Here is a 22,502-nt window from a genome sequence, read left to right on the forward strand (position 1 = left end):
TAAATTCCTTCAGTCTTATTTCGATAAAGCGAAAACTACAATTTTTAATGCTCTATCTGCGATACATGCAACAATCTTTTTAAATCCTGACCCATTTTGGTTCCATTCACTTTTTCTGGGAAACGCATCATTAAATTCCCTAATGGATCCATTAAATAAATGTGTTTTGTTTGCACTTCGGCGGTTTCTATATGATCGAGAATTCCGCTGTCTTTTGCATTCACAAAAAAAGTGCCTTCATATTCTCTGACTAATTCAGGATCTGGTGTGACACCGTCATTAATTAACCAGAGTCGCTCAATTCGATACTTTTCTTTACCTTGCACTAATCGAACTTGACGCATGAAATATAATTTTTCCTTGCACGATTCATCACAATTACCAGAATCTACTGTCACAAAAACCCATTTACCGTGCAGATCTTTCATCCGAAGAATGGTATTGTCGATTAAATTCGTGCCTTTTCCGGTAACTTTCACGACTGACAACAAATCACCATAATGCGTGCTTTTAGGCGTGTATTCAAAGAAATAAAGCATATAAGAAATTACAACCGGCGCGCACATCAGTGCCAGCAGTAGTAAAAACTTGCGTCTATTTGATTTTTTATTTATTTCGCTTGACATTCAATACTATAAAAATAATTACAGCTGTAGCAGCTAACGAAAACCACTGAATCGCATACCCGATATTCTTAGAAGCACCAGAATCAGGTTTGCTCCAGTCGCGTATCAAGCCATCTTTCTCATCGCTTTTTTGTAACAACATCAGCGGCTGTAGGCGCAATCCAATTACTTCTTGATAGCGCTCCAAATTAAAATTATCCCACACGGGCCCTTCGACAATTTTGTCTGAAAGTTCTAATGTTCTAATATCTGATGATGCAACAATCCCTGTCACTCTCACTTCGCCGATAACTTCCTTGACTAACGGCAATATTGACCTGTCGTATCCCGTCGCAATCCAGCCTCGATTAACTGCTATCGCAAGAGCGCTATTGGAAATTTTAAGTGGTGTGATGACATGATAACCTGCACGCCCTTGGTAAGTTTTGTTATCTAAATAAATTGTATATTCCGGTAAGTATTCACCGCTTACCTCTATATCCCGATACTGAAAATCTTTCAGCTTTACTAAAATACCTGGCAATGTAACGGCCGGTTGTTTTGCATATTGTTCCAGTTGTTCATGTTGAGTATTTTTTTCTTCTGCGCGGGATAATTGCCACTTCCCCAATTCAACAAAAATTATTACAAAAACAACTGTTATCGTGATTGCCCATAACTTTGGTTCAAAGCGATACCCCAATACGGTCATCTTGTTTGAATATAGCTATTTGAGTTGAATTGCTGCAAAGAAGTATTTGCTTGATATGGATTTTCTGCTGAGATGACACGAATCTTCTAGTACTTATCTAATCGTACAAACAATAGATTCCAGCTATTCACATGCTTTACTGCAGAATTTTTCACTTCCAAATTCACAATTCTTCATGTGTAAAAGCTGGAATCCTTGCTTGTTTAACTAAAAAGATTTACATCAAATACACAAATACAAACAATCCAAGCCATACTACGTCAACAAAGTGCCAATACCATGCTACACCTTCAAAACCAAAGTGATGTTCAGGTGTGAAGTGTCCTGCTGCACTGCGGCAATAAATGACGAAGAGCATGATCGTTCCAATTGTCACGTGAAAACCGTGAAAACCGGTTAGCATAAAAAATGTCGAACCATATGCGCCGGTCGATAATTTCAGATTTAAATCATTATATGCATGAATATATTCATACGCTTGACAAGCAATAAACGTTGCACCCAAAGCTACAGTTGCCAGTAACCATAATTTCAAGCCATCACGTCTGTTTTCTTTCAATCTCCAATGAGCGATCGTAACCGTTACACCTGAAGTTAAAAGCAGCAATGTATTAAACGCTGGCAAACCCCAAGCTCCCATGGAAGTGAATTTTTCGTGTGCTCCTGGACCTGCAGTCGGCCATTTACCATCATATGCAGACCAAAATGTATTGCCTAGCACTGTACTTTCTTCTTGTAGCCACGGTATAGATAAATTACGCATGTAAAAGAGTGCGCCAAAAAAAGCACAGAAAAACATGACTTCAGTAAAAATAAACCAGCTCATTCCCCAACGAAACGAACGATCAACCTGTTCTCCATATTTACCACTTTCACTTTCTCTAGCGACAGTTCCGAACCAACCAAACATCATATAGATTAAAATTGCAAAACCGACCGCTAACAAACCATAGCCTAACTCCATTTTATTCATTGTCAAGGCAGCGCCTGATCCCATGAATAAAATTGCCGTCGATCCAATAATTGGATACGACGATGGAGCTGGGACGTAATAGTGTCCTGATTCTTGACTCATTCTTCTCTCCTCCGACTTATGTTTTTTTCAATTTCTAACTAACTACCAATCTGACTAAAAGCATCACACCAATTACAAAAAGAACACCACCAATAATTCCACCAACTATTAACTGAGCTGGCTTTAATGTAGCTGCATCATTTTCGAGATCGCTTTTTTTTCGTATCCCCATAAAGGCAAACATTACTGCCTTAGCAACTTGCCAAATTGTTGCACCAGTTCGTTTTTCAGCAGCATTGTTTTCCATATTATATAACTCCCCTATTTTTTGATGGGGTTAGCACCATCGGGCAATTCGAAAAAAGTATACGAAATTGTCACAGTATGAACATCGATGGGCAATCCCGGCTCGATTACAAACTGAACCGGCATTTGTCTCGTTTCTTTTGGTTTAAGAACCTGCTTAGTAAAACAGAAGCACTCAAATTTCTTCAAGTGCTTCTCCAGAAAACGTGGACTGTAACTAGGAATTGCTTGTCCGTTTATTTCACGTTCTGAATTATTAGTAATTTCATACATCACTGTTACCGGCTCACCTGGATGAATGCGAGCACTTTGTTGCAGAGGTTTGAATTGCCACGGCAATCCCCGTGTATTGGCATCAAACTCAACAGTAACCCAACGCTCCTCATCCACCCAGTTGTCTTTAACCAGCACGTCCGGCCTAAGCAAATTATTAATACCGGTCACTTCACAAAACTTTTCATAAAATGGCACTAAAGCATAACCAAAAACAAACATGATTAATGTGAAAACCAACAGCTTTTTCATCATTAAAACATTCGCTTTTGTATTGCTATTTACCATTCTTTTACTATGACCGTGATATAAAGTGCCAACACCGTAATTAACAGAAGCAGAGCAGTCCTATACTTCTTACGCTTGTTATCTGTCTCTTGTGACATATGCCGTATCACCTGATGTTTTACTGAACAACAGGCGGTTTCTCAAAACTATGATATGGAGCTGGTGTTGGCAAATGAGTCCATTCCAGCGTTGTAGCACCATCCCATGGTTTCTGAGGAGCTTTCTCTCCACTGCGTATGCAACTAATCATAATGTACAGGAAAAGAAGTTGCGTCAAGCCAAACCCAAATGCACCGATACTAGAAATCATATTAAAATCGGCGAATTGCAGATTGTAATCCGGGATTCTACGTGGCATACCTGCCAATCCCAAGAAGTGCTGAACAAAGAAAGTCAAGTTAAAGAAGAACATTGAAAGCCAGAAATGCGTCTTACCCAATGTTTCGTTATACATGCGACCTGTCCATTTCGGAATCCAATAATATGCCCCCGCAAACAGAGCGAACAGAGATCCAGAAACTAGTACGTAATGGAAATGAGCGATCACATAATAGGTATCTTGAACTTGAATATCAATCGGCACAATTGCACAAATCACACCACTAAAACCACCTATTACGAACAGAAAAATAAATCCAATCGCAAATAACATGGGTGTTTCAAATGTCATTGATCCGCGCCACATAGTTGCGGTCCAGTTAAATACTTTCACACCAGTTGGAACAGCAATCAGCATGGTTGCATACATGAAGAACAATTGTCCTACCGTTGGCATACCTGCCGTAAACATATGATGCGCCCAAACAACACACGACAAAATCGCGATTGATGCCGTTGCATACACCATTGATGAATAACCAAACAATGGTTTACGAGAAAATGTCGGGATTACTTCAGACACAATACCGAATGATGGCAGGATCATGATATAAACTTCCGGGTGACCAAAAAACCAAAAAATATGTTGGAACATTACTGGATCACCGCCACCTGCTGCATTAAAGAAGCTTGTACCGAAATGACGATCTGTCAACAACATGGTTACGGTACCAGCCAGAACAGGCATTACCAACACCAACAGATATGCGGTAATCAACCATGTCCATACGAACATCGGCATCTTCATCAGCGTCATGCCAGGTGCACGCATATTCAAAATGGTGGTAATAATATTAATTGACCCCATAATAGAAGATGCACCCAAGATATGAACCGCAAAAATCATCAGATCCACACCCAATCCACCTTGTGTTGACAGAGGCGGATAGAACGTCCAACCACCCGCTGCCGCACCGCCAGGCACAAAGAATGAGCTAACTAGCAGGGTTGCCGCAGGAATCAACAACCAAAAACTCCAGTTGTTCATACGAGCAAACGCCATGTCGGGAGCACCAATCATCATCGGCACTTGCCAGTTAGCAAAACCCACAAACGCCGGCATAATGGCACCAAACACCATAATCAGGCCATGCAATGTTGTGAATTGATTAAATAACTCTGGTTGCAAAATTTGAATTCCTGGCTGATATAACTCAGCACGTATTCCCATCGCCAATGTTCCACCAGTAAGAAACATTGCAAAACTGAACCACAAATACATCGTTCCAATATCTTTGTGATTGGTCGTTGTAATCCAACGCATTATTCCGCTTGGATGATGGTCGTCATGCTCGTGACCGTGTGTGTCACCATGTACTGCTGCCATAGTTATCTCCTTTTACTTATTTTCCACATGCATAGATGTCTTAACCGCAGATGCACCTTGAGCCGCTACCCATTTGCTGTACTCACCTGCTTCCATCGCCTCAACTACAATCGGCATAAAACCATGATCTTTGCCACACAATTCGGCACATTGACCACGATAAATTCCCGGCTTGTCTGCCGTAAACCATGTATCACGAATAAAACCCGGAACCGCATCTTGCTTAATTCCCAGCGCAGGCACCCACCAAGCATGAATGACATCGTTCGCCGTCAGAATAACACGCACTTTTTTACCCACCGGAACAACTACACGATTATCAACTTCCAGCAAATAGTTTTCACCTTTAGGCGCTTTATTTTCAACCTGAGCGCGCGGCGTTGACAATTTACTGTAGAAACTTATACCTTCGCCTTCGCCTTGAAGATAATCATAACCCCACATCCACTGATATCCCGTTGCCTTAATCGTCATATCAGGACTTGAAGTATCTTTCATAGCGATAACTGTTTTTGTTGCAGGATAAGCCATCACGACAAGAATGAGACAAGGTATTACAGTCCAGATAATTTCAACTGCAGTACTGTGATGAAAATTTGCCGCCTTATAGCCAAGTGATTTGCGATGTTTCAACACAGAGTAAAACATGACACCAAAAACACCAATAAAAATAACCAAACAGATCCACATAAGCAGAATGTGCTGATCATAGATATCCTTCGCTATAACACTCTGCGGTTCGGGCAAATTATACTTAGACCCTACCGCCATGCTTGAGTACAAAGCGAAAGCGGATACCCCCGCCAGGGTTACTACTGATTTACTTCTCATATTTCCCCCCACATGATTACCAATTTTACAGATTTCAGGTACGACTAAGAACGCTACAAACCTGAACGCCCACCTTGTTCAGCCAGCTTACGGAAGTCATACGCCAGAACCCTGTTTCGTTAAACTACACCATGATTGGCGACAATTAAATTTCCTTGGCCGAATTTCCTTATTATCCGCAACTTAGATTTTATTAGTTATAGAATCTTCTACAGGCTAATTAATCGAAGGGAAATTCTAACATGCCACTGCTGCTCAAACAAGGAAAATCATGATTTTTATAGCATTATTCCCATGCTTATAAAATGGTATTGCTTTAAGAGAGTTACAAAAAACATTGAGGAAAACAGATAATTTCATCTTAATTATTGATACAACTTTGCCCCTTAAAAACATACTGTAGCATTCCGGTATAAAGCTTCCCAAAGGATGAAATCCGAATTACACCAACGCGACCAGCAACATGATAAATAAAATTATTGCCAACAAAGGAATGACAATGCTCATCCAATCAGAAGATGATGCCTTCGGACTGTTCTTTATCATTTCGCGTGTTGCTGGATACAAAACAATGATGAACATTACCAATGCTAATGCAGAAATAATTTCCGTCCAATCCATAATTGATCCTTATACAATCAATTTCACTCAACAAAAAAACAAAACCCCGGCAGAACCGGGGTTTTGAGAATATACAAAACTTACGAATTAATCATCATTGCCCATAATACCCAATATCTGCAGCAAGCTAATAAAGATATTGAAAATTGTCATATACAACCCGATAGTAGCCAGCACATAATTGGTTTCACCACCATGAATAATGCGACTGGTATCATACAGGATGAAACCGCTCATTATCATGATGACAACTGCAGAAATCATTAATGACATGGCCGGTATCTGCAAGAAAATATTGGCTAGCGCCGCCAATAAAACCAATAGAAAACCTACCATTAGAAATCCGCCTAAAAAACTGAAATCTTTTTTCGTAGCCAGCGCATATGCGGACAATCCCATAAATATCACACCTGTACCACCCAGCGACAACGTGATGATATTTCCGCCATTAGGTAACGATGCATACATTGTCAGCACCGGTCCCAACCCAAATCCCAGCATGCCTGTGATCAAAAAAACGATGCCGATACCTGCTGCCGACTCAGCAAAACGGGGGAGCACAAACATGGCGATCACCATACCGCCGATGACCGAAATCAAATAAGTCATTGGCGGCATATTCAAGAACACTGAAAGTGCAGCAGTAAATCCGCTGAACAGCAATGTCATAGACAACAACATATAGGTATTACGTAATACTTTATTCGTCGCTAACGCAGATGTTGATCTTTGTGCAACTGTTGAGTAATTTTGATTCATTTAGATAACCTCCACTGTAAAATTGATGCCAAACCATTCTAACGACCGCTATGACTACTATATTCCAGATATAGTTCAAAGCATCATAGCACGGATTATATTTATCTTTTAATTACGCTTCTATTCTTGCTGAGCTCTTGCCAAGCTGAAATTATAAACAAGAAAAAATCCACCACGTTCGATCAAGGTGATATTCAAGCTGATCGGGCCACTATCAAATTTTGCGATACCCGAATAATTAATCCGTTTTTCAGTTAAGAGCGAAAATGCGCTTACAGTCCGTGAAAAATTAAGTTCCTGGATAGATTGAAACCGGCCAAAACCGCGATATTGCTTTAATAGTTCTTCCAACTGCTCATCATTAATCGTTCCTTTGGCTTCCGGTGCCAAATGAATGAGCAATTTCTGTTTTTCCCAGCTTGAAATATCCGAGAGGATTTGAGAAATGGCAGGCTCCGCGCTTTTGCTGTAATAATCCTTCTCGCGACTGGTATAAAAATACAACATCACCATCGTTGTTAACAGAATAGCAATAATGAGACGTAACGTTTGAACTCGCATAAATTTCGAAATATTGAAATCAATAACTATAAACCAGATTCTTCCCAAAGATCGCTGTTGAGTCCGCTTTTCGGTAAAGTTATGCCAAAATGCTGATACGCCGCTGCCGTCGCCATGCGACCTCTCGGCGTTCGTTTCAGAAATCCTTGCTGAATCAAATAGGGTTCCAAAACATCTTCAATCGTATCCCGTTCCTCACTGATCGCCGCGGCGAGATTATCGACACCCACCGGACCGCCGCTAAATTTCTCCAACACGGCCAGCAGCAATTTTCGGTCCATGATATCCAGTCCAATCGCATCCACATCCAGCATGCTCAAAGCGGCATCCGCAACAGTACGGGTGACATGACCGTCAGCCTTAACTTCAGCATAATCACGCACCCGGCGCAGTAACCGGTTAACAATCCGCGGCGTACCGCGCGAGCGGCGCGCAATCTCAAATGCGCCATCCGGCGATATTCTCACGTTCAATAATCCTGCCGAACGACTAACAATCTTGCTTAGCTCTTGCGGTGTATAAAACTCCAGACGGGAAACTATGCCAAAGCGATCACGCAGCGGATTGGTCAACATACCGGCGCGGGTCGTTGCACCCACCAAAGTAAATGGCGGCAAATCCAACTTGACGGAACGTGCCGCTGGGCCTTCTCCGATCATGATATCCAACTGATAATCTTCCAGCGCCGGATAGAGAATTTCCTCTACCATCGGAGATAAGCGATGAATTTCATCGATGAACAGCACATCATTAGGCTCCAGATTGGTCAGCAAAGCCGCCAAATCACCCGGGCGTTCCAGAACAGGACCGGAAGTTTGGCGCAAATTAACCCCCATCTCCCTGGCAACGATATGCGCAAGGGTCGTTTTACCCAAACCAGGAGGACCGAATAATAAGACATGATCCAGCGCTTCACGCCGCTTTCTTGCCGCCTCGATAAATATCTGCAACTGTCCCCGTATCTTCTCCTGACCGACATAGTCTTCCAGTTGTTTGGGACGCAACGCGCGCTCCAGAATTTCTTCCTGCGCTGATGAGGAGATCGCAGTAACCAGACGGTCCGTTTCAATCATTCGATAACCTCACGCGACCAATCATCTTTCTTTTGATAAGAACTGCAACGCCTGACGTATACCTTCAGACACTGTAGTCGACGATACCTGCTTAACCGCCCAGCTTGCTTCACGGTCACTATATCCCAATGATAACAACGCATTGAGGATATCACTGTCATGCGTGGACGTGGATGGAGCTTGATCCAAATTGATTGCCGCAGAATCCAGTTTATCGCGCAACTCCAACAATAAACGTTCAGCCGTTTTTTTTCCGATACCAGGCACTTTGATGAGCCGTGCACTATCTTGTGCACCGACGGCACGATGCAGGTCAGCCACACTTAAACCCGATAAAAGCGCTAATGCCGTTCTGGCACCGATACCCGAGATTTTGATCAGCTGACGAAAAGTTTGACGCTCAGACTCTGTTGCGAAACCAAACAACAGGTGCAAGTCCTCCCGTATGACCAAATGGGTATGCAGTGCAATTTGTGTTCCAATTGCGGGAAGTTCATAAAAGGTACTCATCGGCACGTCAATCTCATAACCGACCCCCTGCACATCCAGCAATACCTGCGGTGGGTGTTTTTCCAGCAATACACCGGTTAATCGTCCGATCACACCAAGCGCCCTCGTTTCATGCGATACCCTGCCGTCGCTATCCTGCCCAAACCAAGTCCGCCATGCGCATGGCAAATGGCGCAAGCCAAAGCATCCGCAGCATCGGCGCTTGGATTCCCGGTCAGTTTGAGCAAGCGCACGACCATTTCCTGCACTTGGTTTTTTTTCGCATGACCATTACCGACCACAGCTTGTTTAATTTGCAATGCGGTATATTCCGTCACCATCAGATTATTCATCACCGCAGCACAAATAGCCGCACCACGCGCCTGCCCCAGTAATAAAGTGGTTTTAGGATTGATATTGACGAAAACTTGCTCGATGGCAACATGCTCGGGTTGATACTGCGCAATCACCTCACTCAGGTTACTCAGAATTAACTTCAAGCGGGAAGGCAATTCACCGGCAAATGTTTTAACGCTACCACTGCTGACATAGGCCAGATTGCTGCCGCTTTTATCAATCACGCCAAAACCAGTAATGCGTAACCCCGGATCTATCCCAAGAATACGGATTTTGTCACCTGCGAAGCAATGGTGTTTCTATTCGACAATAATGGCGGTGGTGTATACATTTTGTACGTCATCCAGATTTTCCAAGGCATCCAACAGCTTCTGCATTTTCACCGCATCGTCGCCAGTTAACGCAGCTTCATTTTCCGGTTTCATGGTGACTTCCGCCAGTTCGGCTTTAAATCCGGCTTTTTCCAAAGCCGCCTTCACATTGATAAACTCGTAAGGTGCGATAATCACCTCGATACTGCCGTCATCATTACTGACCACATCTTCCGCACCCGCCTCCAATGCAGCTTCAATCAATTTGTCCTCATTGGTCCCCGGAGCAAAAATCAGCTGACCGCAATGCTTAAACAAGAAGCCGACGGATCCATCCGTACCCAGATTGCCACCGTATTTTGTGAATGCATGCCGCACATCCGCCACCGTACGGACACGATTATCCGTCATACAATCCACCATGACAGCAGCACCTGCTATGCCATACCCCTCGTAACGGATTTCTTCATAATCGACACCATCCAACGCACCGCTGCCACGCTTTATTGCACGCTCGACGTTATCCTTAGGCATATTCTGGTCGTACGCCTTATCCACCGCCAAGCGTAACCGTGGATTACTATCCGGATCGCCACCGCCCATCCGGGCAGCTACTGTTATTTCCTTGATAAGGCGGGTAAACACTTTACCGCGCTTAGCATCCTGCGCGGCTTTCTTGTGCTTGATATTCGCCCATTTACTATGACCTGCCATTGATATTCACCTTTCACTGAAGTAGGTTTTATATTACCACCCCGCATCCCAGGGATAAAGTGCCCAACCTCGGCAGCGGAAGACAAAAACGAACGGTTCGATGCGATTGTTCTTAACTTACCACAACACAGTCTGCACTGCCGTGCAGGCAGCTCTTATTCAACCGTCACCGCTTTCGCCAGATTTCTCGGTTTATCAACATCCGTCCCTCTTGCCAGAGCAACATGATAAGCCAATAACTGTAACGGAATGGTATGCAGAATAGGACTGAGCAGACCGGCATGTTCCGATAGACGAATAACATGTTCGTTTTCGCTCTGCGTGATCTGCGCATCGGCATCGGCAAACACATAAAGCTCGCCACCGCGAGCATGCACTTCCTGCAAGTTTGACTTGAGTTTCCCTAACAATTGATCATTGGGTGCAATCGCAACAACCGGCATTTCATTGTCTACCAATGCCAATGGCCCATGCTTCAATTCACCTGCTGCATAAGCTTCGGCATGAATGTAAGAAATTTCTTTGAGTTTTAGTGCACCTTCCATTGCGATGGGGTAATGAACACCACGCCCAAGAAATAATGCATGGCGTTTTTGCGCAAAGCTTTTTGCCCATATCTGCACCTGCGGCTCCACTTGCAATGCATGCTGCAACGCCATCGGCAAATGACGCAGCGTCATAATCATCCGCCGCTCTTCTTCAGCGGACAATTTATTGCGCATTTTTGCCAGAGTCACCGTCAACAGCAGCATTGAAGCCAGTTGCGTGGTAAATGCCTTGGTCGATGCGACACCGATCTCAGGGCCTGCGCGCGTAAGAAAACGCAAATCGGTTTGCCGTATCAATGCGCTTTCCGGCACATTGCAAATCGCAAGACTGTATTGATGACCCAGTTTCTTAGCATAGTTGAGCGCTGCCAACGTATCTGCAGTCTCGCCCGATTGCGAAATCCCGACCACCAGCGTATTCGGATCCGCGATCGGATCCCGGTAGCGGTATTCGCTGGCAATCTCAACATGACATGGAAGACCGGCAACAGTCTCCAACCAGTAACGCGCAACCAATCCGGCATGATAACTGGTGCCGCATGCCAATATTAGAATGCTCTTGGTTTGGGAGAACACTTTCTCGGCCTCGCTACCAAATAAGCTGGGCGAAATCGATTGTGCATTAAAAACCATTTCCAAGGTATTCGCTACCGCACTCGGTTGCTCGAAAATTTCTTTCTGCATGTAATGCGCATACGGTCCCAGCTCAATCGCATCACTGGAAAGATTGCTTTCGTGCACAACCCGCTTCACTTCCTTCGCCAAACTACCGCTCAGACAATTGACGATGCGGTACCCATCCTGCGTAAGTTCGGCGACATCTCCTTCTTCCAGATAAATCATATTGCGGGTTGCTTTTAACAAAGCGGATGCATCCGAAGCAGCATAGTTTCCACTTTCACCCAATCCCAATAACAATGGTGCCCCGTTACGTGCCACCACAATTCTTTCCGGCTGCGCCTCTTCCATTACCGCGATCGCATAGGCGCCTTGCAATTCCCCAATTGAAGTACAGACTGCTTTTAGCAAGTCATTGGTATGCTTGAGATTAAAAGCGATTAGATGTGCGATTACTTCGGTGTCAGTATCTGACAAAAATTCATAGCCTTCAGCTTGCAGGCGCTTACGCATGATTTCATGATTCTCGATGATACCGTTATGCACAACGGCTATCCGCACGGATGAATCCGGCGATCCGGAAAAATGCGGATGCGCATTGCGCTCGGATGGCGCACCATGCGTCGCCCAGCGGGTATGCGCTATGCCTGCAAAACCATGTGCATTCTTTTCATTGGCAAGTTTTTGCAACTCGGTCACGCGGCCAGTTGTGCGAAGTCTTTGTAAGCCGTTACATGTAACAACAAGACCGGCTGAATCATACCCACGGTATTCCAAGTGTAGCAATCCATCCAGCAATACCGGAACGACATTGTTATTTGCCACTGCACCAACTATTCCGCACATAGCGCATTCTCCTTGCAACTCACGCTGACTGAACGATTCCTTCGCATAGAATCTATGATTTTGATTTTTGAGGGCGCTTCCATCCCGTAATACTGATCTGTTTTGATCTGGATAAGGTGAGCTGATTCTCCGGCGTTTCTTTAGTGATAGTAGATCCAGCACCAATTGTCGACCCTTTTGAAATCTTCACGGGCGCGATCAGCTGCGTATCGGATCCGATGAACACATCATCTTCGATGATGGTGCGATATTTGTTTGCGCCATCATAATTGCAGGTAATGGTTCCGGCGCCAATGTTAACGTTTTCTCCAATTGTGGAATCACCGATGTAACTTAAATGATTCGCTTTACTTGCTGCAGCAATCTGGCTATTTTTAACTTCGACAAAATTCCCGATATGCACTTTCCTGGCCAGCCGCGTTCCGGGTCGAATGCGTGCATAAGGTCCAATCTTACAGTCTTCTCCAATTTCGGTATCTTCAATCAGACTAAAGGGATGAATAATGCTCCCTGCTGCAACCGTTACATTTTTTAGCAAACAATGCGCACCTACCCGAACAAAATCACCCAGTGTAACGGTCCCTTCAAAAATACAGTTAACGTCAATCTCTACATCGGAACCACAGGCTAATTCACCTCGAATGTCTATGCGATTTGGATCAAGTAAACCAACTCCTTCATCGAGTAATTTTTCAGCACGATTTTTTTGATAAACCCGTTCAAGCTCGGCCAATTGACGCTTGTTATTAACGCCCATCACTTCCCAGAGATTTTTTACTTGCGATGTAGCGACATGGATTCCATCTTTAACCGCCATCGCAATGATGTCGGTCAAATAATATTCCTGTTGCGTATTACTGTTTTCGAGTTTCGGCAACCACTGGTGTAAATACCGGTTCGGTATCAACATTATGCCGGTATTAATTTCACATATTTTTTGTTGCTCTTCATTGGCATCTCGTTGTTCTACGATCGCAGTAGCCGCACCGGTTTTCAAATCACGCAAAACCCTACCGTAACCGAAAGGATCGCTAACTACCGCAGTTAATAATGCACAATGTTTTTCTTCTGCTGCGGATATTAATTGCTGTAGTGTTTCGATTCGAACAAGCGGCACATCACCATACAACACCAGCGTCATGCCATCAGTGCTTAGCCGAGGCAAGGCTTGCATCAGCGCATGCCCGGTACCTAGCTGCCGTTCTTGCAGTATCCAGATCAGACCTTCCTCTGTCATCAGCTGTTTTATTTTATCGCCGCCATGACCGATCACGACACAAATTTTGTCAGGTGATAACATCCGGGCGGTACGCATGACATGTGCCAGTAACGGACTATCCGCCAAAGTATGTAATACCTTCGGAAGCGTTGAATGCATGCGCTTTCCGGCGCCTGCTGCAAGTATCACGACGTTTAACTTCGACACAATGATCTTCTTCTAGAATAAATATGAATTAAACGTATTTTGATTGAATCACGGCAGAAACGACAGGGTAACCAGAATTTCTTTGGCAATACACCGCAATTTTATATATCACCCTTTTGATCACTACAATGCAATCATTGTACTGAAAAAAATCTAATGAATAGGTAAAAAAAAGGCGACATATGTCGCCTTTTTATCACTATTTGATTCAACTAATGCCCGCGTTTTCTTAGTTTATCAATCGCGGCCAATTGCGCCATTGCTTCTATCAACTCTGCCTGCGCTTTGGCATAATCCAATTCGGATTCCCGATTCTTCATCGCCTCCTCAGCTGCCCGCTTCGCTTCCAAAGCCTTAGCCTCATCCAAATCGTGACTACGCACAGCAGTATCTGCCAATATCGTCACTACATCGGGTTGGATCTCTAACATACCTCCCGACACATAAATTAATTCTTCTTCTTTAAGTTGCGCCTTAATACGCACCATGCCGGATTTTATTCTTGTCAACAACGGCGTATGGCGAGGATAAATACCTACTTCACCCATTTGCGCCGGTGCCACCAGAAATTCAACGGGACCGGAATAAATGGATTCTTCTGCGCTTACGATGTCAAGATGAAATATCGTGCCCATTACATCACTCTTTATTGAAGTGTTTTAGCTTTCTCTACAGCTTCTTCGATACTACCCACCATATAAAATGCCTGCTCCGGTAACTCATCGTATTCACCTTCAACGATTCCTTTAAAGCCTTTAATGGTATCTTTAAGAGATACATACTTGCCCGGTGAACCAGTAAATACTTCGGCAACGTTGAAAGGTTGGGATAAGAACCGCTGAATCTTACGAGCGCGACTAACAGCCAGTTTATCTTCCGGCGACAATTCGTCCATTCCCAGAATCGCGATAATATCCCGTAATTCCTTATAGCGCTGTAATGTTTGTTGAACAGCGCGAGCTGTATTATAGTGATCTTCACCTACAACCTGCGGATCCAATTGACGCGATGTCGAATCCAGGGGATCCACGGCGGGATAAATTCCTAATGAGGCAATATCACGCGACAATACAACAGTTGCATCCAGGTGTCCGAACGTCGTAGCAGGAGATGGATCGGTCAAATCGTCGGCTGGCACATAAACAGCTTGGATTGATGTGATAGAACCCGTTTTGGTCGATGTAATACGCTCTTGCAATCGCCCCATTTCTTCCGCCAGTGTCGGTTGATACCCTACCGCGGATGGCATACGTCCAAGCAATGCCGATACCTCGGTTCCCGCTAGTGTGTAACGGTAGATGTTATCGACAAAGAACAAAACATCACGCCCTTCATCACGGAACGATTCTGCCATTGTCAATCCCGTTAGCGCAACCCGGAGACGGTTTCCAGGCGGCTCATTCATTTGCCCATAAACCAGTGCTACTTTATCAAGTACCTTAGATTCCTTCATCTCATGATAAAAGTCATTACCTTCCCGGGTTCGCTCTCCAACGCCCGCAAATACAGAATATCCGCTATGTTCAATCGCGATATTACGAATCAACTCCATCATATTTACAGTCTTACCAACACCGGCACCGCCAAACAATCCCACTTTTCCGCCCTTCGCAAACGGACAAATCAGATCAATCACTTTAATGCCGGTTTCTAACAATTCTGTCGATGCCGATAACTCATCGAATGCAGGCGCTTCACGATGAATCGACATCCGTTGGTCCGCCCCAACATCGCCCATTTCATCGATAGGACGCCCTAAAACATCCATAATTCTACCTAGCGTTTTAGTTCCGACAGGCACGGTAATTTGTTTACCGGTATTTTTAACTATCATTCCACGACGCAATCCATCAGAAGAACCCAGTGCAATGGTGCGCACTACGCCATCACCGAGCTGTTGCTGTACTTCCAGTGTCAGCTCGGAGCCTTCCATAATTAATGCATCATATACTTTTGGCAGTGCTTCACGTGGAAATTCCACGTCAATCACTGCACCAATACACTGAACAATTTTCCCTTGACTCATCGTTGTTCCCTAAACTATTTTCAAAAAGTTTTAAACAGCTGCTGCGCCACCGACAATCTCAGACAGTTCCTTAGTAATTGCCGCTTGCCGCGATTTGTTATATATCAGCGTCAATTCATTAATAACATTTCCGGCATTGTCTGATGCGGCTTTCATCGCCACCATCCGTGCAGATTGCTCAGAGGCCATATTTTCTGCAACAGCCTGATATATTAAAGCTTCCACATACCGAACCATAATATTGTCTATAACAGACTTAGCTTCTGGCTCGTAAATATAATCCCATGTTGTTCTCGGTTTAGCATCATCATGCTCACCGCTATGTATGCGTTCATCCGTCAACGGAAGCAATTGCTCCATGACGGGCTCTTGCTTCATGGTGTTTATGAAACGATTATAAAATACATACACTCGATCAAATTGATCCTGTGTATAGCCATCCAGAACCACTTTAACCGCACCAATAAGCCTCGTTATATCCGGCGTATCACCCAATCCCACAACCTGCGAAGTAACGCGCGCTCCGATTCTACTCATAAAACCTAAGCCTTTATTGCCGATGCAACAGACTTCGATTTGCTCGCCTTCCGCTTGCCATGCCTTCATTTGATTCAGTGTTTTGCGCAATACGTTAGTATTCAACCCACCGCAAAGACCTTTATCTGAAGTCACAATGATAATGCCAATACGCTTGACTGTATCTCGCGCAATCAGAAAAGGATGACGATATTCGGTATTTGCTCGACTCATATGCGCTGCCACGTTTCGTATTTTCTCACCGTAAGGTCGAGCTTTCTTCATACGATCCTGCGCTTTGCGCATTTTAGATGCCGCCACCATTTCCATGGCGCGCGTTATCTTTTGTGTATTTTTTACACTCTTTATTTTATTGCGGATCTCTCTACTGCCAGCCATTTGCTTAATAAGTTCCGTTTTGCTTGAATTCTTGAATCGCAGCAGCTAATTCTTTTTCTGTTTCAGCATCGAGCTCTTTATTTTTCTCGATTTTGTCAAGAATTGTTGCATGCTGACCACGTATATAGTTTTTTAATGCCGCTTCAAATGCGAGTGCCCGTTTGACTTCAACATCATCAAAATAACCATTATTGATCGCAAATAATGTGAGTGCCATTTCTGAAACACTGAGTGTCGCATACTGCGGCTGTTTCATTAATTCTGTCGCCATCTTGCCACGCTCTAACTGCTTGCGTGTAGCTTCATCCAAATCTGATGCAAATTGAGCAAATGCAGCCAATTCACGATATTGCGCTAACGCTAAGCGTATACCGCCCCCCAATTTTTTGATGACCTTGGTTTGAGCTGCACCGCCCACTCGTGAAACCGACACACCCGCATTAATAGCAGGGCGAATACCTGCATTGAACAAATCTGTTTCAAGAAATATCTGTCCGTCAGTAATTGAGATCACATTCGTAGGCACGAAAGCTGTCACGTCTCCCGCTTGCGTCTCAATGATCGGCAAAGCTGTTAGCGATCCTGTTTTACCTTTTACAGCACCGTTTGTAGCTTTTTCAACATATGCCGCACTAACCCTTGCCGCTCTTTCGAGCAAACGCGAGTGAAGATAAAACACATCACCCGGATATGCTTCCCGCCCTGGAGGGCGTCTTAATAACAATGAAATTTGACGATAAGCCCATGCTTGTTTTGTTAAATCATCATAAACTATGAGCGCATCTTGACCTATATCGCGGAAATACTCGCCCATCGTACATCCGGAATACGGTGCAATAAATTGCATCGCTGCCGACTCCGATGCTGTTGCCGCGACCACAATGGTATATTCCATTGCACCATGCTCTTCCAATTTGCGCACAACGTTCGCTATCGAAGATGCTTTCTGTCCGACCGCCACATATATGCAAAGCATGTTTTGGCCTTTTTGATTGAGAATTGCATCAATTGCAACAGCGGTTTTTCCTGTCTGACGATCACCGATAATCAATTCCCGTTGGCCTCGTCCAACCGGCACCATTGAATCAACTGATTTCAAACCGGTCTGCACAGGTTGATCAACCGATTGCCGCCAAATCACGCCAGGAGCAATTTTTTCTATTGGCTCTGATTTTGCAGCTGTGACCGGACCCTTCCCATCGATTGGCTGTCCCAACGCATTTACCACACGTCCCAGCAATCCTTCACCTACCGGTACTTCAAGAATACGCCCTGTACACTTAACAGTATCACCTTCAGTGATATGCTCATAAGCACCTAAAATAACTGCACCTACCGAATCGCGCTCCAGATTCAGTGCCAAACCGAATGTATTTCCCGGAAATTCCAGCATTTCACCTTGCATCACATCCGATAAACCGTGAATGCGCACAATTCCGTCTGTTACAGAAACAATCGTCCCTTGTGTACGAACCTCTGCCGTATCGACAAGTCCTTCTATCCTTTTTTTAATCAATTCACTGATTTCGGATGGATTTAACTGCATTTCATTTAACTCCTAGCTTTTAAGGGCAATGGCCATAGCTTCAAGTTTACCGCGTACCGAGGCATCAAGAATCTCATCACCAATCTCAACTTTAATACCGCCAATCAATTCAGAATCAACACTGACTTGAGCTTCTATTTTGCGCTTAAACTTCCGTTCCAGATCTTCAACCAATTTTTTTAGTTGCTTACCTTCCATCTCAAATGCGCTTACAACCTTAGCTTCAAGAACGCCTTCGTGCTGCGCCTTTAATTGCTCAAATAGCTGACTAATCTGCGGCAATATAACTATCCGTTTATTTTCTGCTAACAACATCAGTAGATTACGAGCCTCGGAATTAAACTTGCTTTTCCCGATCTCTATAAAAATTTCACTCAGCTGCTTTGCGGAGATGATCGGATTACCGATCAACGATTTTACATTTTCATTTTCAGCAACTGCAGCCGCCAATTGCAATACTTTTGACCATTGCGCCAAGCTCTCATTGGTAACGGCATGCTTATACACCGCTTCCGCATACGGCCTAGCAACTGTAATCGCTTCTGCCATTATTTCAAATCTTCCTCAATTGCAGTAAGTATATCGGCGTGCGCTTTTGCATCCACTTCTCGACGCAATATTTTCGCGGCACCTGCCACAGCCAATTGAGCTGCATGCTGACGCAAAGCCTCTTTTGCACTGAACATTTCATGTGCAATATCCGCTTTCGCACCAGCGATTAGGCGATCGCCTTCTTCTTTTGCAGCTCGCTTAGCATCTTCGACAATCTCTGCAGCTCTTTTTTCGGCTTGCAAAATTATCTCAGAAGCGCGCTGCTTAGCCTCTTTCAGTACCTCCGACGAACGCTGACTCGCCAACTCCAATTCGTGACGACCACGCTCACCTGCTGCCAATCCATCAGCGATTGTTTTTTGGCGCTCCTCTATTGCACGCAACAATGGTGGCCAAACAAACCTTACCGTGAACCAAATAAATACCGAAAAGGCCAATGCCTGAGAAATTAAAGTAAAGTTAATATTCATGACAAGCCTGTAATTATCAGATCAGAACCAGCGAATTATTACTGAATTACCGCCAACAACGGGTTGCCGAATGCAAACAACATAGCCAGACCCACAGCAATAATAAAAGATGCATCAGTTAAACCGAGCAAAAGGAACACTTTACCTTGCAGCGTTGGAATCATTTCAGGTTGGCGCGCAGCACCTTCAAGAAAACGACTGCACATTACACCCACACCGATACACGCACCAGCGGCACCCAAACCGATCATCAAACCAATACCTATTCCGGTATACGCCTGAATCATCGCCAAAAACTGCAAATTCTCCATTTTGATTTCCTTTTGTTAAGATTAATAATATGTTACGAATAAAACTAAATCTAGTGAGACTCATGCGCCATCGAGATATACACCACTGTCAGCATCATGAAGATAAATGCTTGCAAGGTAACGATCAGTATATGGAATATGGCCCAGCCCGCCCCCAAGATTGATCCGAAAATTGTTCCGGTTACTCCAGTTGCCGCCCACATACCAAGCAGCAAGAAAATTATCTCGCCCGCATAAATATTGCCAAAAAGCCGCAATGAATGAGAAAGTGGCTTAGACACATACTCTATGAAATTGAATAACAGATTCAATATCCAAAGCAGCGGATTTTTTCCGAATGGTGTACAGAACAATTCATGCATCCATCCTCCCACCCCTTTAACTTTGAGGTTGAAAAAAATCATCAAGAACCATATGGAAAGCGCCATTGCAAAAGTCGTATTGACATCGGTAGTCGGCACAATCTTCCAGTTGTGCATGCCGAATACATTTTCTGTAACCCAAGCCATGATATCGATAGGCAATATATCCATGACATTCATCATCAGAACCCACACAAATACTGTCAATGCCAATGGAGCTACCAGCACGTGCCGGTTACCGTGGAATGTATTCTTCACTTCATTATCGATAAATTCAACCGCTAGCTCGACGAATGCTTGACTCTTTGATGGCACACCCGGCGTTGCTTTGCGCACCACCAGCCAAATAAAACCAAAACTGATAACGCCAAGAATAAGGGATGTAATCAATGTATCAACATGTAACACCCAAAACGAACCTTCGCTGACTTTTGTTGTTAAGTAGGTTAGATGATGATCAATATATGATGTAGGTGTAAGTTCTGTTCCCGATGCCATGTGCTACCTGCTGTAATCTTTAAAAAATTTATCTTACTTTGTATCGTCCGCAACCAATAATGCCAAGCTATAAACCAAAACTGTCAGGATAAATGTTCCTATAAATGCCAGAGCGTTGACGTTTTCGTAAAACTTAAACACCGCCCATAGCAAACTTACCGTCAATATGATCTTTACCGATTCCGCCCTCAGCGCAGTTCTAATGGTTTCCCCTGCCGTATAACCCTTGTGACGTGAGACCATGATTGCATACGCTGCAGAGGAAATCACACTGATCATTCCACCCAGCATTGCCGATATCGCACCTTGCGTACCAAGAAAAAACCAGACAACCACCGCCACCAACATTGTCACCAGCAACTGCACGCGCAAGACAATATAAAGCGGCCTATTTTTAATCCAAGACATGTCACCACCTGCCCTTGGAACGGTAGCATTACCTGCGCTTAAAAAGCCGTGACTATAGCCTAATTACCGAAAGCAGTCAACGCGGAATTCCAGTTAACCAGTATGTATGAGAATCTTTTATAGCCTTTCAAAAATAGCAGCGATACCTTGACCGCCACCGATACACATGGTGATTAGAGCATATCGCCCACCGCTGCGACGCAACTCATAAATGGCCTTGATAACCAGAACACTTCCCGTTGCTCCTATCGGATGACCTAACGCTACTGCACCACCGTTAGGGTTAGTCTTCTCAGGATCGAACTGCAATTCCTTCGCAACCGCGCAAGCTTGAACGGCAAAAGCTTCATTGGATTCAATCACATCAATATCCGACATTTTAAGACCGGCACGCCGCAATACGCTTTGAACAGCAGGTACCGGACCTATGCCCATAAACTTAGGATCAACACCGGCATGACCATACGACACTAGCCTCGCCAGCGGTTTCAGATTGTGTTTCTGCGCCGCCTTGTATTCCATCAGCACCAGCGCGGCTGCGCAGTCATTAATCCCGGAAGCATTGCCGGCCGTGACGGTGCCGTCTTTCTGAAAGACCGGGCGTAGTTTGGCCAGATTATCCACGCCGGTATTTTCTCGAGGATGCTCGTCGGTATCAAAAACAATCGTTTCTTTATGACCGGTGACTTCAATAGGCAATATCTGTTCTTTGAAATAGCCATTCTGAATTGCACTGCACGCACGGCGGTGGCTCTCAGCGGCAAAAGCATCCTGCTCTTCCCGGCTGATTTGCCATTTTGCGGCAATATTTTCCGCAGTAATTCCCATGTGCACATGATCAAACGGATCGGTTAACGCACCCACCATCATATCGATAGCAGCGCCATCGTTCATACGCTGCCCCCAGCGCAGTGCCGGCAATAAATAACCGCCACGGCTCATCGACTCCGCCCCGCCGGCCACAGCCGCATCGGTATCACCGAGCAAAATATTCTGACTGGCTGAAATAATGGCTTGCAAGCCACTTCCGCACAGCCGGTTTACCGTCAATGCCGAAGTATGCTGCGGCAAGCCGCCATTAATGCAAGCCACACGCGCCAGATACATATCGCGCGTTTCTCCGTGGATAACATTACCGAAAACCACGTGCCCGACTTCATGGGAATCGATTCTTGCGCGCAACACGGCCTCACGCACGACTTTCGCCGCCAGATCAGCAGGCGCAATGTGCTTAAGCGCACCGCCATAATCTCCGATCGCTGTGCGGACACCGCTCAAAATAACTACTTCACGCATAAATTTTTCTTTACTGATGCGGATGAAAAGGTAGTACGCATAACCGGAAAATCGCGACGC

General features: G+C 44.6%; 26 protein-coding genes. 1 reads left to right on the forward strand and 25 read right to left on the reverse strand.

The genetic code is table 11. From position 1 onward, the window contains the following. Positions 1 to 44: 44 nt before the first annotated feature. The 7 genes from HRU78_13765 to coxB all read right to left on the reverse strand — a co-directional run bounded on the left by HRU78_13765 (position 45) and on the right by coxB (position 5,735). Complete coding sequence (locus HRU78_13765; GenBank protein QOJ24580.1) at positions 45 to 626, reverse strand: hypothetical protein; 582 nt, start codon at positions 624 to 626, stop codon at positions 45 to 47. Further along, positions 607 to 1,317, reverse strand: a complete 711-nt coding sequence (locus HRU78_13770; GenBank protein ID QOJ24581.1) for an SURF1 family protein — start codon at positions 1,315 to 1,317, stop codon at positions 607 to 609. The genes HRU78_13765 and HRU78_13770 overlap by 20 nt, the downstream gene beginning before the upstream one ends. A 217-nt stretch (positions 1,318 to 1,534) precedes the next feature. Beyond that, on the reverse strand, positions 1,535 to 2,392 hold the full coding sequence (locus HRU78_13775) for a cytochrome c oxidase subunit 3 (protein QOJ24582.1): 858 nt from the start codon (positions 2,390 to 2,392) through the stop codon (positions 1,535 to 1,537). A gap of 34 nt (positions 2,393 to 2,426) precedes the next feature. After that, positions 2,427 to 2,639, reverse strand: a complete 213-nt coding sequence (locus HRU78_13780) for a DUF2970 domain-containing protein (protein ID QOJ24583.1) — start codon at positions 2,637 to 2,639, stop codon at positions 2,427 to 2,429. 14 nt (positions 2,640 to 2,653) lie between these two features. Beyond that, positions 2,654 to 3,199, reverse strand: a complete 546-nt coding sequence (locus HRU78_13785; GenBank protein ID QOJ24584.1) for a cytochrome c oxidase assembly protein — start codon at positions 3,197 to 3,199, stop codon at positions 2,654 to 2,656. Positions 3,200 to 3,317: 118 nt separating this feature from the next. Further along, positions 3,318 to 4,904, reverse strand: a complete 1,587-nt coding sequence (gene ctaD, locus HRU78_13790; protein ID QOJ24585.1) for a cytochrome c oxidase subunit I — start codon at positions 4,902 to 4,904, stop codon at positions 3,318 to 3,320. A 12-nt stretch (positions 4,905 to 4,916) separates the two neighbouring features. Then, positions 4,917 to 5,735 carry a cytochrome c oxidase subunit II gene (gene coxB, locus HRU78_13795; GenBank protein QOJ24586.1) on the reverse strand — a complete coding sequence of 273 codons (819 nt, stop codon included), beginning with the start codon at positions 5,733 to 5,735 and terminating at the stop codon, positions 4,917 to 4,919. A 463-nt stretch (positions 5,736 to 6,198) separates the two neighbouring features. Between coxB and HRU78_13800 the strand changes: the two genes are divergently transcribed. Further along, complete coding sequence (locus HRU78_13800) at positions 6,199 to 6,423, forward strand: hypothetical protein (protein QOJ24587.1); 225 nt, start codon at positions 6,199 to 6,201, stop codon at positions 6,421 to 6,423. Between the two features lie 20 nt (positions 6,424 to 6,443). Here HRU78_13800 and HRU78_13805 read toward each other — a convergent pair whose 3' ends face one another. From HRU78_13805 to HRU78_13890, 18 genes are all read right to left on the reverse strand, one after another. Continuing rightward, a complete protein-coding gene (locus HRU78_13805) occupies positions 6,444 to 7,115 on the reverse strand; it encodes a Bax inhibitor-1/YccA family protein (protein QOJ24588.1) in 672 nt (223 codons plus the stop codon). A 120-nt stretch (positions 7,116 to 7,235) separates the two neighbouring features. Beyond that, the gene (locus HRU78_13810; GenBank protein QOJ25068.1) at positions 7,236 to 7,676 is read right to left on the reverse strand and encodes a hypothetical protein; all 441 of its coding nucleotides are present in this window, start codon (positions 7,674 to 7,676) and stop codon (positions 7,236 to 7,238) included. Between the two features lie 26 nt (positions 7,677 to 7,702). After that, positions 7,703 to 8,749 carry a Holliday junction branch migration DNA helicase RuvB gene (gene ruvB, locus HRU78_13815; GenBank protein ID QOJ24589.1) on the reverse strand — a complete coding sequence of 349 codons (1,047 nt, stop codon included), beginning with the start codon at positions 8,747 to 8,749 and terminating at the stop codon, positions 7,703 to 7,705. A gap of 21 nt (positions 8,750 to 8,770) precedes the next feature. Then, entirely contained in the window at positions 8,771 to 9,352 is a 582-nt protein-coding gene (gene ruvA, locus HRU78_13820) for a Holliday junction branch migration protein RuvA (GenBank protein QOJ24590.1), read from the reverse strand. Next, positions 9,349 to 9,867, reverse strand: a complete 519-nt coding sequence (ruvC, locus tag HRU78_13825) for a crossover junction endodeoxyribonuclease RuvC (GenBank protein QOJ25069.1) — start codon at positions 9,865 to 9,867, stop codon at positions 9,349 to 9,351. Before ruvC ends, ruvA begins: the two co-directional genes overlap by 4 nt. Before the next feature lie 27 nt (positions 9,868 to 9,894). Then, the gene (locus HRU78_13830; protein QOJ24591.1) at positions 9,895 to 10,620 is read right to left on the reverse strand and encodes a YebC/PmpR family DNA-binding transcriptional regulator; all 726 of its coding nucleotides are present in this window, start codon (positions 10,618 to 10,620) and stop codon (positions 9,895 to 9,897) included. A 155-nt stretch (positions 10,621 to 10,775) separates the two neighbouring features. Then, positions 10,776 to 12,632 (reverse strand): glutamine--fructose-6-phosphate transaminase (isomerizing), encoded by a 1,857-nt coding sequence (gene glmS / locus HRU78_13835; GenBank protein ID QOJ24592.1) that lies wholly within the window; start codon positions 12,630 to 12,632, stop codon positions 10,776 to 10,778. 52 nt (positions 12,633 to 12,684) lie between these two features. Continuing rightward, on the reverse strand, positions 12,685 to 14,058 hold the full coding sequence (gene glmU, locus HRU78_13840; GenBank protein QOJ24593.1) for a bifunctional UDP-N-acetylglucosamine diphosphorylase/glucosamine-1-phosphate N-acetyltransferase GlmU: 1,374 nt from the start codon (positions 14,056 to 14,058) through the stop codon (positions 12,685 to 12,687). A gap of 212 nt (positions 14,059 to 14,270) precedes the next feature. Continuing rightward, entirely contained in the window at positions 14,271 to 14,693 is a 423-nt protein-coding gene (locus tag HRU78_13845) for a F0F1 ATP synthase subunit epsilon (GenBank protein QOJ24594.1), read from the reverse strand. An 11-nt stretch (positions 14,694 to 14,704) separates the two neighbouring features. Next, positions 14,705 to 16,084 (reverse strand): F0F1 ATP synthase subunit beta, encoded by a 1,380-nt coding sequence (atpD, locus tag HRU78_13850; GenBank protein QOJ24595.1) that lies wholly within the window; start codon positions 16,082 to 16,084, stop codon positions 14,705 to 14,707. Between the two features lie 30 nt (positions 16,085 to 16,114). After that, a complete protein-coding gene (atpG, locus tag HRU78_13855) occupies positions 16,115 to 16,999 on the reverse strand; it encodes a F0F1 ATP synthase subunit gamma (GenBank protein ID QOJ24596.1) in 885 nt (294 codons plus the stop codon). Between the two features lie 4 nt (positions 17,000 to 17,003). Continuing rightward, the gene (locus HRU78_13860) at positions 17,004 to 18,545 is read right to left on the reverse strand and encodes a F0F1 ATP synthase subunit alpha (protein QOJ24597.1); all 1,542 of its coding nucleotides are present in this window, start codon (positions 18,543 to 18,545) and stop codon (positions 17,004 to 17,006) included. 12 nt (positions 18,546 to 18,557) lie between these two features. Continuing rightward, positions 18,558 to 19,094 carry a F0F1 ATP synthase subunit delta gene (locus HRU78_13865; GenBank protein ID QOJ24598.1) on the reverse strand — a complete coding sequence of 179 codons (537 nt, stop codon included), beginning with the start codon at positions 19,092 to 19,094 and terminating at the stop codon, positions 18,558 to 18,560. Then, a complete protein-coding gene (locus tag HRU78_13870) occupies positions 19,094 to 19,567 on the reverse strand; it encodes a F0F1 ATP synthase subunit B (GenBank protein ID QOJ24599.1) in 474 nt (157 codons plus the stop codon). Before HRU78_13870 ends, HRU78_13865 begins: the two co-directional genes overlap by 1 nt. Before the next feature lie 38 nt (positions 19,568 to 19,605). Next, positions 19,606 to 19,878, reverse strand: coding sequence for a F0F1 ATP synthase subunit C (atpE, locus tag HRU78_13875; protein QOJ24600.1), 273 nt, complete (start codon positions 19,876 to 19,878; stop codon positions 19,606 to 19,608). A 50-nt stretch (positions 19,879 to 19,928) separates the two neighbouring features. Continuing rightward, the gene (atpB, locus tag HRU78_13880; GenBank protein QOJ24601.1) at positions 19,929 to 20,738 is read right to left on the reverse strand and encodes a F0F1 ATP synthase subunit A; all 810 of its coding nucleotides are present in this window, start codon (positions 20,736 to 20,738) and stop codon (positions 19,929 to 19,931) included. Positions 20,739 to 20,771: 33 nt separating this feature from the next. Continuing rightward, a complete protein-coding gene (locus HRU78_13885; protein QOJ24602.1) occupies positions 20,772 to 21,146 on the reverse strand; it encodes an ATP synthase subunit I in 375 nt (124 codons plus the stop codon). A gap of 117 nt (positions 21,147 to 21,263) precedes the next feature. Further along, positions 21,264 to 22,442: an acetyl-CoA C-acyltransferase family protein gene (locus tag HRU78_13890; protein ID QOJ24603.1), complete on the reverse strand. Its 1,179-nt coding sequence runs from the start codon at positions 22,440 to 22,442 to the stop codon at positions 21,264 to 21,266. Positions 22,443 to 22,502 lie beyond the last annotated feature (60 nt).

It is taken from the genome of Gammaproteobacteria bacterium, from assembly GCA_015709635.1.
Taxonomy (GTDB): domain Bacteria; phylum Pseudomonadota; class Gammaproteobacteria; order Burkholderiales; family Nitrosomonadaceae; genus Nitrosomonas.

Coding starts and splice junctions, on each gene's coding strand:
- HRU78_13765 (QOJ24580.1), bottom strand. CDS start 626: ATGTCAAGCGAAATAAATAAAAAATCAAATAGACGCAAGTTTTTACTA.
- HRU78_13770 (QOJ24581.1), bottom strand. CDS start 1,317: ATGACCGTATTGGGGTATCGCTTTGAACCAAAGTTATGGGCAATCACG.
- HRU78_13775 (QOJ24582.1), bottom strand. CDS start 2,392: ATGAGTCAAGAATCAGGACACTATTACGTCCCAGCTCCATCGTCGTAT.
- HRU78_13780 (QOJ24583.1), bottom strand. CDS start 2,639: ATGGAAAACAATGCTGCTGAAAAACGAACTGGTGCAACAATTTGGCAA.
- HRU78_13785 (QOJ24584.1), bottom strand. CDS start 3,199: ATGGTAAATAGCAATACAAAAGCGAATGTTTTAATGATGAAAAAGCTG.
- ctaD (QOJ24585.1), bottom strand. CDS start 4,904: ATGGCAGCAGTACATGGTGACACACACGGTCACGAGCATGACGACCAT.
- coxB (QOJ24586.1), bottom strand. CDS start 5,735: ATGAGAAGTAAATCAGTAGTAACCCTGGCGGGGGTATCCGCTTTCGCT.
- HRU78_13800 (QOJ24587.1), top strand. CDS start 6,199: ATGATAAATAAAATTATTGCCAACAAAGGAATGACAATGCTCATCCAA.
- HRU78_13805 (QOJ24588.1), bottom strand. CDS start 7,115: ATGAATCAAAATTACTCAACAGTTGCACAAAGATCAACATCTGCGTTA.
- HRU78_13810 (QOJ25068.1), bottom strand. CDS start 7,676: ATGCGAGTTCAAACGTTACGTCTCATTATTGCTATTCTGTTAACAACG.
- ruvB (QOJ24589.1), bottom strand. CDS start 8,749: ATGATTGAAACGGACCGTCTGGTTACTGCGATCTCCTCATCAGCGCAG.
- HRU78_13830 (QOJ24591.1), bottom strand. CDS start 10,620: ATGGCAGGTCATAGTAAATGGGCGAATATCAAGCACAAGAAAGCCGCG.
- glmS (QOJ24592.1), bottom strand. CDS start 12,632: ATGTGCGGAATAGTTGGTGCAGTGGCAAATAACAATGTCGTTCCGGTA.
- HRU78_13845 (QOJ24594.1), bottom strand. CDS start 14,693: ATGGGCACGATATTTCATCTTGACATCGTAAGCGCAGAAGAATCCATT.
- atpD (QOJ24595.1), bottom strand. CDS start 16,084: ATGAGTCAAGGGAAAATTGTTCAGTGTATTGGTGCAGTGATTGACGTG.
- atpG (QOJ24596.1), bottom strand. CDS start 16,999: ATGGCTGGCAGTAGAGAGATCCGCAATAAAATAAAGAGTGTAAAAAAT.
- HRU78_13860 (QOJ24597.1), bottom strand. CDS start 18,545: ATGCAGTTAAATCCATCCGAAATCAGTGAATTGATTAAAAAAAGGATA.
- HRU78_13865 (QOJ24598.1), bottom strand. CDS start 19,094: ATGGCAGAAGCGATTACAGTTGCTAGGCCGTATGCGGAAGCGGTGTAT.
- HRU78_13870 (QOJ24599.1), bottom strand. CDS start 19,567: ATGAATATTAACTTTACTTTAATTTCTCAGGCATTGGCCTTTTCGGTA.
- atpE (QOJ24600.1), bottom strand. CDS start 19,878: ATGGAGAATTTGCAGTTTTTGGCGATGATTCAGGCGTATACCGGAATA.
- atpB (QOJ24601.1), bottom strand. CDS start 20,738: ATGGCATCGGGAACAGAACTTACACCTACATCATATATTGATCATCAT.
- HRU78_13885 (QOJ24602.1), bottom strand. CDS start 21,146: ATGTCTTGGATTAAAAATAGGCCGCTTTATATTGTCTTGCGCGTGCAG.
- HRU78_13890 (QOJ24603.1), bottom strand. CDS start 22,442: ATGCGTGAAGTAGTTATTTTGAGCGGTGTCCGCACAGCGATCGGAGAT.